A 14643-nucleotide genomic window follows, 5' to 3' on the forward strand; every position below is an offset into this window, starting at 1 on the left:
CACACAATGTCCATGCAAACCTGGAAGGATAGCACCATGAAATCAAATCTGTATCCCGGGGTTGTCATCACCGCCGTGCTGGTCTGCCTGGGGCTGCTCGGAGGATGTCAGCAGGCCCAGAAGCGGAGCCTGATGGCCAAGTATATCGTGCCGCCCGATGTGGTCCGGGATGTTTCATCCATCCAAAATCTGGCCATAGCTCCGCCCCGGGTCGTCCTGAGCGGAAGATATGGCAAGCGTTCCGAACTCAGGCCGGTCTTTGTCAATTGTCTGAACCAGCGGTTGGCCTCGGGGATCTACAGGGAGCGGTTTTTCAACGTTCAGGACGAGATCCACGGGAATGCCCGGGGACTGGGGCGTCTGGACAAGACCTTTGCCAAGGCCCACGGTTACTCTATCAAGCCTGCCCGTTTGATCCGACGGGCCGAGATCAGGACACGGGCCAACGTGAGCCTGACCCGGTCTACGGGCAAGGATCGGATGGTCACCTCCCTGGCCTCCATCCCATACAGCGTCCAGTATTCTGACGACGGGGTCCCCTATTCCGTACCCAACTATGACGGGCAGGTGGTCGAAGAACACGTCAGCCAGGTGCCGTTCGTCAAGATCACGGCCAAGGGGGATCTGCGGGTCGAGGTCCGGGACAACCAGGGGCGTGTGGTCTATGAAAAGACCTTCAAGAATCTGAGCTTTGAGAAAAAGGTCGGTGGCGACAATCCGGCGGAAGCGCTGCCCACGGTTCTGGAAATTGCCTCTTCCCTGTTCGACGCCTCCATCGCCGAGGTCGTCAGGGACATCTCGCCGCACAAGGTGGAGCGGACCCTGTACGTCAATGAAGATGGTGATCCCACGGCCGTTGCCCTGATCAAGGCCACGGCCTTTTCCGAGGCCTACAAGCGGCTCTCTTTTGTCCTCGAGGAGAATGGGGCGGCCTATGCACGTGAAGCAAAAGAAATCAAAGAGGATTTTGCCGAGAAGATCCAGGCCGCTCAAGCTGCTGATGCCGGGTCTCCGGCACCCGGCACCCTGCTCGAAACCCTGCGCATGGAAAAGAAGACAGCTCTCCTGGAGGCCGGTTTGTTCCGGTCCCCGGATTTCGAGAACATGGCCATTGTGTGCGAGGCCATGGGCATCACCAACGAGGCACTTGATTTCTACAAAATGGCAGCGGGAGCGGACCCGGCTAATAGTGCTGCAGCCTCTGCTCTGGCACGGGTGAGCAAACTTGCCGACAAGGTACTGACCCTGCCGGGGCAGATAAAGGGCGTGTACGAAGAAGAGGAAAACAAGGAGCGTTAGATGATACGGAGAAACGTACAGACCTTATTCATCGTCCTGGTCATGGCCCTGTCCGTGGGCTGTGTTCAGAAGGCCAAGATCTCCGTGCTCCAGCCCGGTGAACTCAAACTGACCGGGGTGAGCAAGATCGCGCTGCTGGATTTCAATACCATCCCGTCAGGGCTCGGTTCCGGCGTGTTTGCAGCGGACAGGGAGACATGCAGACTTGCCCGGCAGACCGTGGCCGATGTTTTTTACAAGGACCCGTTCTATTCCCTGGTCGATCTCCCCCTGGAACGACAGATCACGCGTCAGGTTGCCCGGAGTCGGCTCAAGTCCCGTTTGGATGCGGTTATGTACGGTCGGGTCTGGTGGCAGGTGGCTGACGAATATCGTAACTACATGCCGAGCAAGATGCGGTTGGAATCATGGAAGAAAGTTCGTTATGTCTGCGGGTATGACGACGACGGGAATCCTCGGTACTGCACGAAAAGGGTAACCACCAGGGCCAAGGACGTCTTTTACGAGAAACGGTACCGGGCCCAACAGGCCACGTTGATGATGGGGCTTTCAGTCTACAGACTGGACCGCAACGGGCATGTGGAAAAGGTGACCCATGTCTTTGAAGTGGCCAGTCGCCCGGCCTTTATCGTCAACGGGGAATTCTCCAAACGGCTTGAGTTGACCACGGCCAGAAAGGTTGCCGGGAAGATCAAGACCCTGAGCACGGATGAAGGGGGATTCATGTCAGGCCTGTCCTCCTTCATGGGCTCCATGGGGTTGGGGGGACAAAAAGAGGCCAAGGCCGATTTGGACGCATGCACCACGGTGGATGTGTGCACCATGCCCGTGGATCTGGAATCCCAGGTGGAGATGTGTGGTGAGATCGGGGCACGCCTCCAGAACCTGATCGCCCCCCACCGGGAAGATCTGCCCGTGACCGTTGCCGGATTGGACAAGAAGACCAAGACGCTCATTTCCGCGGAAGCCTATATGGGAAATGTCAAATATATCGCTCGGGCAAAGCTTGCCCAGGGGTATGACGACATTGCCGTGGATTTTTATGATGTGGATTTTGTGGCAGCGGCCAAGGCGGTCATCGCCCGGACCCATCGGGCCGACTACGAGGAATCGATACAAGGGGAGGACGCGGGATCGGTCGAGCCCTATGTGCCTCTTGATGGGGACGAATTGGTCGGAGAGGCCAACGATTATCTCGAAGACCACGTCAAGGACCTCTACAACATGGCCCTTTCCCTGGAGGCCCTGGGGGATTTTGAACGGGCCCTGGAGGTCTACCGGTTCGCCTTTGACCGTTACGAGAGCGAGGACCAGAACTATGCCGACGGACTGGGCCGTTGTCTGCTGGCCCTGGATATGGCCGATCGGCTGACCGAGGAAGAGATGGCCAAGATACAGGCCAGGGAAAAGGCCTCCTTCTGAGGTTATATCCTATACAGTATATCCTCTATCCCTGAAAATCATCCGAGGTACCCATGCGACACTCTCTGAATCTATTTGTCCTTGTCGTCCTGTTCTCTCTCGTAGCCGGCCCCGCCCTTGCCCTGGTCACCGAAGGGGTCGAGGTCGAGTGCTCCTGCTCCAGCCGGTTCAAGGCCAAGAAAAAAGTCAAGAAACTTGCGGGGCAGGAAGCGGTTCGTTCCTATGTGCTCCGGGCCAATCCCGGAATCGACAAAAAGAGTCTGGACGCCATCGCCTCCAGCCATGCCGCCTTTGTCAAGGGCAAGACCCAGCAGGGGTTTTCCTTTTCCGGCGGCAAGGGGACCGGAACCTACAAGGTGACCCTGGATGATGCGGCCATCAACCGGCGTCTGGAGGAAATGGGTGTGGGCGTGCAGTCCGGTCAGAATGCCAAGGTGGTCTTCGTGATCATGGAAGAACCCCCGACCAAGGCGAGCATGGATCTCATCCTGGACCCCGAGGCGTCCGACGGGGTCAAGAAGCTCAGAGGGCTCGGGCCGTTCGTGACCTTTTATCCGGATTTCCAGCGGGCCATCCGGGACGAGATCACCCGCAAGGCCAACCAGGAGGGGCTCAAACTCCAATGGTTGGCCCAGACACCGGGGATGGGCAGATACAAGCAGGCCCAGGACGATCCCCTGCTCGGGGTGCATTTTGATTTCGACCGGGAGGATTTCATCATCGATCAGCAGCTCATGCAGGGGGTGCGGGACCGGTTTGCCGCGGAAAACGGCATTGTCTACCGGTACCGTATCGATTCTTTGTACTTTGATCAGGTCAAACGGGTCTTGAAGGCCAAGCTGTCCATCTCCCTCCTGGATCTGACGACCAACGAGGTCAAGTCCGTGGGCGCCCAGGAGTATGCGACCACACTGACGCAAAAGGTCCCGTCCATCGCCCTGCGTGACGGATTGGCCGATGTGGCCGGCCGGGCGGCATCTCTCTTGATGAACGATGCCAAAAAGGAAGGCCGCCGCATGGCCTCCATGGCCCTGCAGCGCCAGAAGCGGGGAGCGGCCCAGCCGGGTAAGGTCAGTGTGAAACTGGCCTCAAAGAGAACCCTGTACAGGCTCAAGAAACAGCTCGAGTCGAGCGTGGCTGGCGCAAGCATGGAGGGCAACGTTCTCGTCCTTGATCTGCCCCCCGGAACCTCGCCCGATGATTTTGTGTTCATGGATCTCTATGACGCCCTCGAGGGCCTCGGACTAAATATTCCCGAAGACAATGTGCGCATAAGCGGCAATCAGGCCTATATCGAACAATAAATGCCGAACAACGAGGCCACCCGGTTCCTCTGGACCGGGTGGCCTTTTCCTTTGCGAGCGGAAGATGAAGGGCATGGGATTGTTCGCGGTTGTAGGGGCGGGCCCCCGTGTGCGCCCACAGCTCAACAGATAAACAGCATATATGGGATCGCCATGACCTGTTTCACCCAGAAGATAGTCCCTTTTGGAGACCTCCACGCGCTCCGCTTAGACCGTGCCGGCAAGCGCATGGTCTTCACCAATGGGTGCTTTGACATCCTGCATCCCGGACATGTGGACTACCTGGCCCGGGCCAGGGAACTCGGGGAGTTTCTCGTGGTCGGACTGAACAGCGACGGCTCGGTGCGCAGGATCAAGGGGGACAAACGGCCCGTGAATCAGGAGATGGACCGGGCCACGGTCCTCGCTGCGCTGGCCTGCGTGGACCATGTGGTTATTTTTAACGAGGATACTCCCTACCGATTGATCCAGGCGGTCATGCCCGATGTTCTGGTCAAGGGGGGAGACTGGTCCGTGGAGACGATCGTGGGGCGGGAGATTGTCGAGGGAAAAAACGGCCTGGTTCTCAGCATTCCTTTGCTGCCCGGATATTCCACGACCGGGATCATCGAACGGATCTGCCGCACCCAAAGGTGTTTTCCGGACGCGGAAGATCCGGACAGGGGGTAACCACATGTTCTCCAAGGGATGTCCCCGCCATGTCTACTCGTTGCATTTTCTCCTCGCCCTGCTCACCAAGCAGGGCGAGCTGCGCATGGACCAGGCCGAGTTCGTGGTCCGTAAGGCGCGGGACAACGGCATAGATGTGAACGATCCCAAGGGGATCGATTTTTTGGTCCGGCTGGGATTGAACCGGGCAACCCCCGGCACACCCTCCATGGGCCGACGGCTGGATGAGGAGAATATTCTGCGGTCCGTTGCTGCCGAGACGGGCCTGGAATTCAAGAGGATCGATCCCCTTGAGGTCGATCTGGAAGTGAGTACCGGACTGGTTTCCGGGAGCTTTGCCCGCCGGAATCTGCTCGTGCCCCTGCGTATCGAGGACGGGACCTTGTTCCTTGTCGTGCACAATCCCTTCCGTCCCGAACTGTGGGAAGACGTCGGCCGGGTGACCACACTGCCCTACAGAGTATTTCTGGCAACCAGGGACCAGGTCGGCAGGTTGATCGACGATGTCTACCAATTCCGGCTCTCGGTCCGGGCCGCGGAGCAAGAGATCGAGGGACAAGCGGGCCTGAACGATCAAGAATCCAGAGTGGATATCTCCGGGCGTCCCGATCCCGCGTCACGGCGTCATTTGGTCAAGGCCGTCGACTATCTCCTGTCCACCGCCCTGCGTGAGCGGGCCAGCGATATACATTTCGAGCCGAAACGGGACCATTGTTTGGTCCGGTTCCGGATCGACGGCATTCTCCATCCGATCCACCGTTTGCCCGTGAGTGTCCACCAGGCCATGCTCAACCGGCTCAAGGGGATGAGTCGATTGGATATCTCTGAAAAACGGCGTCCCCAGGACGGACGGGTCCAGCTCATGCTTGAGGGGATACCCACGGATGTCAGGGTTTCGACCATTCCCGTGGCCTTTGGTGAGAAGATGGTCCTGCGTCTGCTCGCCGGGGAGACCATTCTCAAACCCCTCGATGCCTTGGGCATGGGGACGGAACAGCTCTTGGCATACCGCTCCCTGATCGGTAAGACCCATGGGTTGATCCTGGTCACCGGACCCACCGGGAGCGGGAAGTCGACCACGCTCTATTCGACGCTCAAGTCCATGGCCCACTCCGGTGTCAATGTGGTGACTATTGAAGATCCCATTGAAATGATCGTCGAGGACTTCAACCAGATCGGTATCCAGGACAGGATCGGGGTGGGGTTTGGCTCCATGCTCCGCCATATTCTTCGCCAGGACCCCGATATTGTCATGGTTGGAGAGATGCGTGATCTGGAGACCGCAGAAGAGGCCATCCAGGCCGCCCTGACAGGACACCTGGTTTTTTCGACCCTCCATACGAACGACGCCGCTTCATCCCTGACACGCCTCAGGGATCTGGGTATCGAACCCTATCTGCTGAACGCTTCGGTCCTTGGGATCGTGGCCCAACGGTTGGTCCGGACCATCTGTCCCCATTGCAAGACTTCCATGCATCCCCGTGGGGAGGATCTGGCTGTCTGGGGGCTAGGAGACCTCTTCGCTCCCGAGGACACCCTCTACCGGGGGGTGGGGTGCGAATACTGTCGGAATACCGGCTACCAGGGACGTGAAGGGTTGTTTGAGGTCGTCCCTTTTGGCACCGGTCCGGACAAAAAAATCGATGCGAGCGTGGATCTGGATGGATTGCGCGGATTGATCCGTTCCAAGGGTATCAAGGGGATTTTTCAGGATGGGATGGAAAAGGTCAGGGCCGGAAAAACGACCATTGAGGAGGTCCTGCGGGTAGCCGGGGAGACCCAGATGAAAATATGACCAGATGCCGTAAACCGCGCTGGGCCGGGACGGAGGATCCCCCACCCCGGGGCCGGGAGAGGATGCCGGAAATGCGGCCATCCTCCCTGTGAACAAAAAAAATCCCGGACCAAATCCGGGATTTTTGGTTGGTACGGATGGATTGTCCAATGGGTCGGCCTGCCGTTGCCCATCAATACACAGGCAGGGATGTCTTGACCGTGGGGGTGAACAGGGATGTTCGTCCCCTTTTGTCGTTATGGGTCAAGAGGATATCGGTGTCCGACGTCCTGGTCAGCCTGAGAGGTCCCATGGCAAGTACCCTGTTCGAGCCTGCCTCCACGATCCGAATATGGAAGAGAACCTGGTCGTTAACGACTGTATATGTACCCGTGACCAATAGGGTTCCTGTGGCGGTTGTCTTGTACAGCGAGTCCGGATCGCGGGTCAGTCCCATTTCCCCCAGACCGGGCTCCATGACGATGGCATCGGACCTGCGGATTTCCTTGACGCTGTACCCATGCCGGACGAGCCACATGCTCAGGTCCTCGGCCACGCACCGGGCCAGGGGAGAGGTCTGGTCCAGATTGTCCAGATTGGCCGGTGTGGTCACGACAAACTCGGAGCGGCCAAGATCGTTGCCCCGGCGGGCGGCACGGGTGCGTAGCTGGTGGACGAGATCCTGGCCCAGGCTTTCGACCGGATGCCGGTCCGGGGATGCCCAGGAGGAAGGGGCCATGAGAAGGAGAAGCATGAATAGGGCCAATGGGGCGGAGCAGGGCTTATTGGGCATGGTCGGGGTGCCTCCTGGTTGTGATCATCGCGGTGAGAACATTGATTTCCCGGGAGCAGCGGGACTTGAAGGCGGGGTCCGAGGACGCGTCCCTTGCCATGGCGAACCGTTGGCGGGCCAATTCGAGACGTCCCCGCCCCATGTAGTGTTTGCCAAGATAATAATTGTACAATTCCTGCTCGTGGAATGGGACGCCACATGGCTTGGAGGATTTGGCACATCCTCCCCCGCTCAGACAGAGAGCGGCCAAGAGCAGTGTTGTAAGAACAGGTGGTAGAACGCGCATCGGGGGCCTCCTGGGCCGGTTCGGCCGGTGTTAGGGGGCAAGGGGGGATCGGATGGGAATGGGCGTGGGCGAAAGCCGCGACGGACCGGCGGCGAGCAGGGACCGGATAAAGGGGGTGAGGCCCATGGTCTCTTTTCCCCCCGCAAGTATGGTTCCCGTGCGTGTCCTGACCACCTGCCCGGAGAGGGTGAGGGTGGATGCGTCACGGTGATACGTCCCGACAATGCGGTGTGACGGCAGGACCCCTTGTACTCCGCCTGGCTCCAGGGAAGATTTTTCTAAGGCCAGGAACCCTCGCTTGGCGCATTCGTTCTGGAGCTGGACGGTGATGAACCGGCCCAGGGAGGATGGCGGGACGGATGGATCCAGGGGGACAAACGGCGAAACCATGACGACCGTTCCCGTTGTTTTGTCCTTGGGTGACCCGCCAAACCCCGACAGAAGTTGGTCCGCGAGACCATTGATTTTGAGGGTGAATTCCCGGACATCCTCCAGGGAGAGATCGGGCAGCCGCAAGAGATCCCCGGACCCCACCCACACGAGTCCACCCTGGTCATCCGGAATGAAATACCCGGCATACATCCCCTGGAGACGATGGATATCCACGTCTTGACCGTTCACGCTCCCTTGCTGGGCCGGCAAAACCCGCATCGGGGCGGCCATGAGCGGACCACGCTGCCGTTGTGGTGCGGGAGCTGTGGAGGTGGCGGTCTGGTGCGTGCACCCGGTCACCAGAAAGATGGTGAGGGCAAGACAGAGCATCGCGCCCCGCGTATCCGTGGGCCCCTCTGTTATGGATCGGAATGGAGAAGTCATACTAGATATATCGGCCAGAGAGGAGAAATCTTGAGGGGACTGTTGTCGTGGGTTCGGCAGGACAAAAAACAGCGGAATAACGGTGGGAATGGGAGCTTGTCCCGTTCAGGAAGGCTGGTCGGCGATCAGCTGCTTGAGGGCCGCAAAGCTTTGGGCGAGATCGGCCTGTTCGGCGACGGCTTGTTGGAGGAAGGCTCGGATCGGCTGGATCATGGACAGGGCCGCGTCAATTTCCGGGTTGCTCCCCTTGGCATAGGCCCCGATGTTCACCATGTCCTCGACCTTGTTGTAGGTGGCCAGGTGCCGGATGATGTGCTGGCCGGTGGTAATGACATCCTGGGGGGTGACATCGGATCTGAGGCGGCTGACGCTCTTGAGGATGTCGATGCAGGGATAGTGCCCCTGGTCGGCCAATTCACGGGTGAGAACGATGTGTCCGTCCAGGATGGATCGCACCGCGTCGGCAATGGGCTCGTTGAAGTCGTCCCCTTCGACCAGGACGGTGTAGATGCCGGTGATGGACCCGTGTTTGTTTTTGCCCGCCCGTTCGAGGAGTTTGGGCAGATGGGAAAAAACCGTGGGCGTGTATCCCCGTGTTGTCGGGGGCTCTCCGGCGGCCAGGCCGACCTCTCGAGCGGCCATGGCAAACCGGGTTACCGAATCCATCATCAGGATGACGTCTTTGCCCTGGTCCCGAAAAAATTCGGCCATGGCCGTGGCCGCGTAGGCCGCGCGCATGCGAACGAGGGGGCCCTGGTCCGATGTGGCCACGACCAGAACCGATCTGGCCATGCCCTCGGGACCGAGGTCCTTTTCAATGAATTCAAGAACCTCGCGACCGCGTTCGCCGATCAGTGCGATAACATTGACGTCCGCCTCGGTGTACCGGGCGACCATGCCCATGAGGGTGCTTTTCCCGACGCCCGAACCGGCCATGATCCCCACCCGCTGTCCCTTGCCCAGGGTCAACAGGGAATTGATGGCCCGGACACCCACGTCCAAGGGATCGGTGATCCGGGGGCGCTCCAGGGGGTTGGGCGCGGTGGTGTATAAAGGGTTGAACCGGGCCGGGGAGATGGTCGTTGATCTGTCCAGCGGGATCCCAAAGGCGTCCAGGGCGTGTCCGAGATACCGGTTGCCTACGGGAAACAGGGGAGGGGTGGCAGCGTTACGGATAAGACTGCCCGGTTTGATCCCGCGCATGTCGTCATAGGGCATGAACAGGACCGATCCCTCCCGGAAGCCGACAACCTCGGCGTTGATGCACTCGGTGGAGTGTCCGTCCGGCAGGAGCTGGCAGATGGAACCCAGGGGGGCCTTTATGCCCTGCCCCTCGGCCACCAAACCGACCACCTTGTTGACCTTGCCATAGGACTGGACCGGGGTCAGGTCACTGAGAAGATGGTATCCTGCCTTGGCGGAGAGGGTCATTGGTCGTCCTCCAATGCGATCTGGTCGATGATCTCCTTGACCAGGTCATGGCGCGATCCAATGGAATTGTCGACCATGCCGTAGCTGCTTTCCACCTTGATGCCTCCCCGGTGCAGCGAAACGCATTCCTTGACGATCCATTTGGAAAGATCGGGCCGGTTTGCCTGGGCCCGTGCGAGAAGGTCCTCGAGCAGGTGTTTGTCCTGGGCGGCACAGGAGAGGGTGATACACTCCCGGCTGTCGATCCGGTCCAGGGCCTCGTCGAGCAGGTGTTCCAGGACCGTTCCCCGGTTGTCGGCCAGTTCCGTGGCCAGGATTTTTTCCAGGGCCGTCTTGAGCACGAGAACGATTTCCTCGCGGCGGGAGGTCCAGAGTGACGCTTTTTCCGCATCGAAGCTCTCGACCACTGAGGCCAGGGTCTTGGAGAGATCCTGGCGGGTTGCCTCGATCTCCTTGTTGGCCTGGGCCATTCCCTGGTCATATCCTTCGGAAAAGGCCTGCTTTTTGACGTCCTCGGCCTCGTTCATGGCCCCGGCGATGATTTCCCGGGCCGCGTCCGTGGCTTTTTGCTTAACCCGTTCGATATACTCGGCCTCCTTTTCGGGGGAAAACACGGGGGACTGCAAAGGGGCCATCGGATCGACCCCTTTGGCATTGAGTCCCATGAAAATGCGACCCACCTTGAAACTCTTGTCGTTGTTAGACAAGGACATCTCCTCCTCCCTTGCCCGCGACCACGATCCTGCCTTCGGCCTCCAACCGTCGGATGGTCTTGACGATGCTCTGCTGGGCCGATTCAACATCCGAGAGCTTGACCGGGCCCATGATCTCCAGGTCTTCCTGGATCATGGTCGCGGCCCGTTCGGACATATTGCTGAAGAACTTGGTCTTGAGTTCTTCGGACGCTGTTTTCAGGGAAAGGCCGAGCTCGTCGTTGCTGATCTCCTTGAGCACTTCCCGGATGGCACGGTTGTCCAGCGAGGTCGAGTCTTCGAAAACGAACATGAGCTGCCTGATATCGTCGGCCAGGTTCGAGGATTCCTCTTCGATCTCGGTCAGGATCTCTTCTTCGGTGCTGTGGTCGATGGCGTTGAGTATTTCAGCAACCGCGTGGACACCACCGACATGTTTGCCTTCCTTGCCGCCGATGGCGATGAGCTGGTTCTGGAGGACCTTGTCCACTTCCATGAGCATGTCTTCGGGCACGGCCTCGAGTTTGGCCAGGCGCATCATCACTTCCGAGCGGACCCCGGTAGAAAGATTCTGCATCAATTCCGCCGCATTGTCCGAGGGGAGGTGCCCGGCGATTAGGGCCAGGGTCTGGGGGTGCTCGTTGCGCAGTATCTGTGAGAGGATCTTCGGGCTGACGGTGCGTAATTCCTTGAAAGGGGTCCGTCCCAGGTCGAGATCAAGGGAATCCAGGACATATTTGGCCGTATCCGCGTCCAGGTTTTCGGTGATCATCTTTTTGACCTGTTTGGGGCCGGCCACGAGCATGTCTTTCTGGACGATCATGGTTTCGTTGAATTCCTTGAGGACTTCCTGGGCCATCTCCTTGGAAATGGTGTCCATCTCGACCATGGCCTTGGAGATGGCCGTGATCTCTTCGCGTTCGAGATGCTTGAAGATCGTTGCCGCGAGTTTTTTGCCAAGCGCCAGAAGCAGGATGGCCGCCTTTTGGGTGCCGTTCAAGGAAGCGGTGTTGTTCGGAGCCGCCACGGATCAACCTCCCTTTGTAATCCATTTCTTGATGACCAGTACGGCCTGTTCCATGTTTTCGTCCACCAATTGTGATGCATAGGCCTTGGCGTCGTGGATCTTTGTCTGGTCTTCGATGTCCTGCATGACCTCGTCATCGATCCCATCGGCAAGGGCCATCCGTTCTTCCGATTCCGGCAATTCGTTTGCGGGCTGCAACTCTTCTCCGGAAACCCTGGGCTTTATGATCGTCATGATCACGGGGCGGACGATCAAGAGGAGGAAGAGGAGGACCAGGAGACCGTTGAGCAGGGGCTTGCCGATCATCTTGAAGTAGGTGGAGACCGTGTCGCTGATGGTCGGCAGGGGCTCGGCCTTGGGTTTGCCAAAGGAGATATTGGAAACCTCGATGGTGTCCGACCGAGTGGTGTCGAAGCCGACGGCCTTTTCCACGAGACTGCGGATCCGTTCCATCTGGGCCGGGGGCAACGGCGCGTAATCAAACACGCCCTGGTCGTTCTTGGTGTAGATCCCGTCCACGATGACGGCCACACTCAAGCGGTCTATCTCTCCTAACGACGAGACGGTGTGCTTGTCCACTTTGTTGATCTCATAGTTCGTGGTCGATGTGGTCCGTGTCGACGACTGGGAGGATCCCGCGGTCCCATCGTCCGTCGCCTGATATTCGGCTTCGGGGACCCCTTGTTCGGCCCTGGAGGTGCCCCGGGACTCCTCTTCGCTGCGCTGTTCGCTGCGGACCACCGAACTGGCCGGATCGTAGATCTCTTCATGGGTATTGGTCCGGCTGAAGTCGAGATCCGCCGATACCTTGGCGATGACCCGGCCCGGTCCGACGATGGGCACGAGCATCTGCTCGATGCGCCGTTCCAGGTTGCGCTGCAGGGTTTGCTGGTACTCGAATTGGGTACTGGTCAGTCCTATCCCCTCTTCGGAATTGGGTTCGTACAGGACCCGTCCCTTGGTTGTGGACACGGTGATATGTTCGTCGGTCATGCCCTCGACACCCGTTGTCACCAGATTGACGATACTTTGGATCTGCTGTCTGGAAAGGGCGTTGGATGATTTGAGCTTGAGGACCACCGACGCGGAGGTCGGTGCCTGCTCTTCGATGAACAGGCTTTTGTCCGGGATGACCAGGTGGACCCTGGCCGAATTGACGTCCGGATATTCGGTGATGGTCCGGGCCAATTCTCCCTGGAGGGCGCGCTGGTAGTTGATATGCTGGATGAAATCGGTCTGCCCGATCTGGGTTGTATCAAAGAGTTCGAACCCGACCCCCTGGCCGTGCAGGGCACCGGCCCCGGCAAGGGCGAGGCGGAGATTGTAGACCTGGCTTTCTGGTACAAGGACGGTCGATCCGTTGGCCCCGAGCTTGTAGTCCACCTTTTCTTTTTCCAGGAAGGCGACGACCCGTGAGGCGTCTTCCTGGTACAGATTGGAATAGAGGACCTTGTAGTTGGTCTGGTTGAACCAAAAGAGCAGCAGAAAAAAGACCACGAGAACGCTGACACAGAGTCCGATGACCAGGATCCGTTGGGCAAGGGATCGTGCCGACCAAAACGAGGTGATCGTGGAGAATGTCTTTTGTGCGAAAGGAGGCATAGTCATGAATCCGGTTGAAGAGGTTTGGGGACGGATTTTTCAAGGGGGCTAGAACAAACTAGAACTGCATTTTCATGAGTTCCTTATACCCCTCGAGAACCTTGTTCCGGACGGCCGAGGTCATGCGCATGGCCATGCCGGCCTTTTGCAGGGAGATCATCAGCTCGTGGACGTTCTGTTTTTCCCCGGAGGCAAAGGATTTGATCATGGTGTCCTTGTCCCCCTGCAGCTCGTTGACCTTGTCCAGGGAGTCCTTGATGGTATTGGCAAAGGACTGTTCATTTCCCGTGCCGGCCAAGGGATTCTGGACCTTGCCGGTCGCCTGGGTTCCATTGGTCAGAGGATTGGTGTAGGCCTTGAGGGCCATTGGATTGATACCCATGGACGTTCTCCTTTACTTGCCCAGTTCGAGGGCCTTGTTGAACATGGTCTTGGTCGTGGAGATCGAATTCGCGCAGGCCTCGTAGGTGCGCATAATGGTCATCATGGAGGCCATTTCCTGGACCACGTTGATGTCCGGATAGTTGACGTATCCGTCCTCTCCAGCATCCGGGTGACCGGGATCGTAAACCCTTTTGAAGGGCCGGGGATCGCTCTGGATGGAGTCCACGGCCACGCCCCGCAGTTCACGGTTCAGGGCGTTTTCCATCTGCTTGTCAAAGGAGGGTTCGGCCGGGACCGCCTTGAAGGAGACCTGCTGGCGACGGTAGGGAAGGCCGTCAGGGCCCTTGGTGGTCTTGGCGTTGGCCAGATTCATGGACACCACGTTGAGGTGTGTCCGTTCGGCACTGAGCCCGGATGCTCCGATATCGATGGCGGTCATGAAATCCATTACTTGCTCGCCTCCTGGATGGTTGTTCTAAGTCCTTCGAATCCCTTCTTGAGTGTCGTGGCCATGGCGTTGTACAGCAAGGTGTTCTTGGCCATGACGGACATCTCCTTGTCCAGGTCGACGCTGTCCTTGCCCTGGACGATCTGGTCCGCCGTATCCTTGTGGAAGGTTCCCTCGCATTTGTCCGGATCGAAGGTGTTCGGGATGTGTCCCGGTGATGTCTTGGCCATGCGCCCCCGCCTTCCGAGCTCCAGGGCATCCTGGAGTTCCGTCTCGAATTCGATGCGCCGTTCCCTGTAACCGGGTGTGTCGATGTTGGCGATATTCGAGGCGACGAGATTTTGACGTTGTAGCCGCAGATCGAGGACCTTTTCCGTCAGGTTCATGTGGGTGGCAAAAAGTGACTTCATGGCTTTTTCCTGTAACTTATTTATATTACTAAAAATTTTTATTTGGACCCTGTTCGGTGCCGGGGTCGATGTCCCGGCGTACCCAGCAGAGAAGCAACCTTCGTTCCAGAATGCCGAAAAAACGGATATTGTTTGTAGATATTTGATATATAAGTTAAAAAAAGTTGGGGGATGGTTGGTCCGACGGGAAAAAACTCGTTGGCATAATGTATGCTTTAAAATCGGCAGCGTACACATTCGGATGGGCACCTGCGGTGCATGCCGGTGTCGCAACAATGCACAGGAT

Annotated in this window: 15 protein-coding genes; 5 read left to right on the top strand and 10 right to left on the bottom strand. The window is 58.4% G+C overall.

The genetic code is table 11. The features are described from left to right. The first annotated feature begins 36 nt into the window (after window positions 1–36). The 5 genes from ACY692_RS02165 to ACY692_RS02185 all read left to right on the top strand — a co-directional run bounded on the left by ACY692_RS02165 (window position 37) and on the right by ACY692_RS02185 (window position 6489). Entirely contained in the window at window positions 37–1299 is a 1263-nt protein-coding gene (locus tag ACY692_RS02165) for a hypothetical protein (RefSeq protein WP_462323688.1), read from the top strand. Beyond that, window positions 1300–2721, top strand: coding sequence for a hypothetical protein (locus ACY692_RS02170; protein WP_462323689.1), 1422 nt, complete (start codon window positions 1300–1302; stop codon window positions 2719–2721). Window positions 2722–2774: 53 nt separating this feature from the next. Beyond that, window positions 2775–4025, top strand: coding sequence for a hypothetical protein (locus tag ACY692_RS02175; RefSeq protein WP_462323690.1), 1251 nt, complete (start codon window positions 2775–2777; stop codon window positions 4023–4025). A 153-nt stretch (window positions 4026–4178) separates the two neighbouring features. Beyond that, window positions 4179–4694: a D-glycero-beta-D-manno-heptose 1-phosphate adenylyltransferase gene (gene rfaE2 / locus ACY692_RS02180; protein ID WP_462323691.1), complete on the top strand. Its 516-nt coding sequence runs from the start codon at window positions 4179–4181 to the stop codon at window positions 4692–4694. Between the two features lie 4 nt (window positions 4695–4698). Beyond that, the gene (locus ACY692_RS02185) at window positions 4699–6489 is read left to right on the top strand and encodes a GspE/PulE family protein (RefSeq protein WP_462323692.1); all 1791 of its coding nucleotides are present in this window, start codon (window positions 4699–4701) and stop codon (window positions 6487–6489) included. Between the two features lie 172 nt (window positions 6490–6661). Here ACY692_RS02185 and ACY692_RS02190 read toward each other — a convergent pair whose 3' ends face one another. The 10 genes from ACY692_RS02190 to flgB form a co-directional block, all read right to left on the bottom strand. After that, on the bottom strand, window positions 6662–7261 hold the full coding sequence (locus ACY692_RS02190) for a FlgO family outer membrane protein (RefSeq protein ID WP_462323693.1): 600 nt from the start codon (window positions 7259–7261) through the stop codon (window positions 6662–6664). Continuing rightward, complete coding sequence (locus ACY692_RS02195; RefSeq protein ID WP_462323694.1) at window positions 7251–7547, bottom strand: hypothetical protein; 297 nt, start codon at window positions 7545–7547, stop codon at window positions 7251–7253. The genes ACY692_RS02190 and ACY692_RS02195 overlap by 11 nt, the downstream gene beginning before the upstream one ends. Window positions 7548–7577: 30 nt before the next feature. Beyond that, window positions 7578–8363: a hypothetical protein gene (locus tag ACY692_RS02200; RefSeq protein WP_462323695.1), complete on the bottom strand. Its 786-nt coding sequence runs from the start codon at window positions 8361–8363 to the stop codon at window positions 7578–7580. A gap of 105 nt (window positions 8364–8468) precedes the next feature. Beyond that, window positions 8469–9794 carry a FliI/YscN family ATPase gene (locus tag ACY692_RS02205; RefSeq protein WP_462323696.1) on the bottom strand — a complete coding sequence of 442 codons (1326 nt, stop codon included), beginning with the start codon at window positions 9792–9794 and terminating at the stop codon, window positions 8469–8471. Further along, window positions 9791–10507, bottom strand: coding sequence for a FliH/SctL family protein (locus ACY692_RS02210; protein ID WP_462323697.1), 717 nt, complete (start codon window positions 10505–10507; stop codon window positions 9791–9793). Before ACY692_RS02210 ends, ACY692_RS02205 begins: the two co-directional genes overlap by 4 nt. After that, entirely contained in the window at window positions 10494–11513 is a 1020-nt protein-coding gene (gene fliG / locus ACY692_RS02215; RefSeq protein ID WP_462323698.1) for a flagellar motor switch protein FliG, read from the bottom strand. The genes ACY692_RS02210 and fliG overlap by 14 nt, the downstream gene beginning before the upstream one ends. 3 nt (window positions 11514–11516) lie before the next feature. Continuing rightward, window positions 11517–13115, bottom strand: coding sequence for a flagellar basal-body MS-ring/collar protein FliF (gene fliF / locus ACY692_RS02220; protein ID WP_462323699.1), 1599 nt, complete (start codon window positions 13113–13115; stop codon window positions 11517–11519). Window positions 13116–13173: 58 nt separating this feature from the next. Continuing rightward, entirely contained in the window at window positions 13174–13497 is a 324-nt protein-coding gene (gene fliE, locus ACY692_RS02225; protein ID WP_462323700.1) for a flagellar hook-basal body complex protein FliE, read from the bottom strand. Window positions 13498–13509: 12 nt separating this feature from the next. Continuing rightward, the gene (flgC, locus tag ACY692_RS02230; protein ID WP_462323701.1) at window positions 13510–13947 is read right to left on the bottom strand and encodes a flagellar basal body rod protein FlgC; all 438 of its coding nucleotides are present in this window, start codon (window positions 13945–13947) and stop codon (window positions 13510–13512) included. After that, the gene (gene flgB, locus ACY692_RS02235) at window positions 13947–14357 is read right to left on the bottom strand and encodes a flagellar basal body rod protein FlgB (RefSeq protein ID WP_462323702.1); all 411 of its coding nucleotides are present in this window, start codon (window positions 14355–14357) and stop codon (window positions 13947–13949) included. The genes flgC and flgB overlap by 1 nt, the downstream gene beginning before the upstream one ends. Window positions 14358–14643: the final 286 nt, after the last annotated feature.

This window comes from Desulfoplanes sp., from assembly GCF_054921335.1.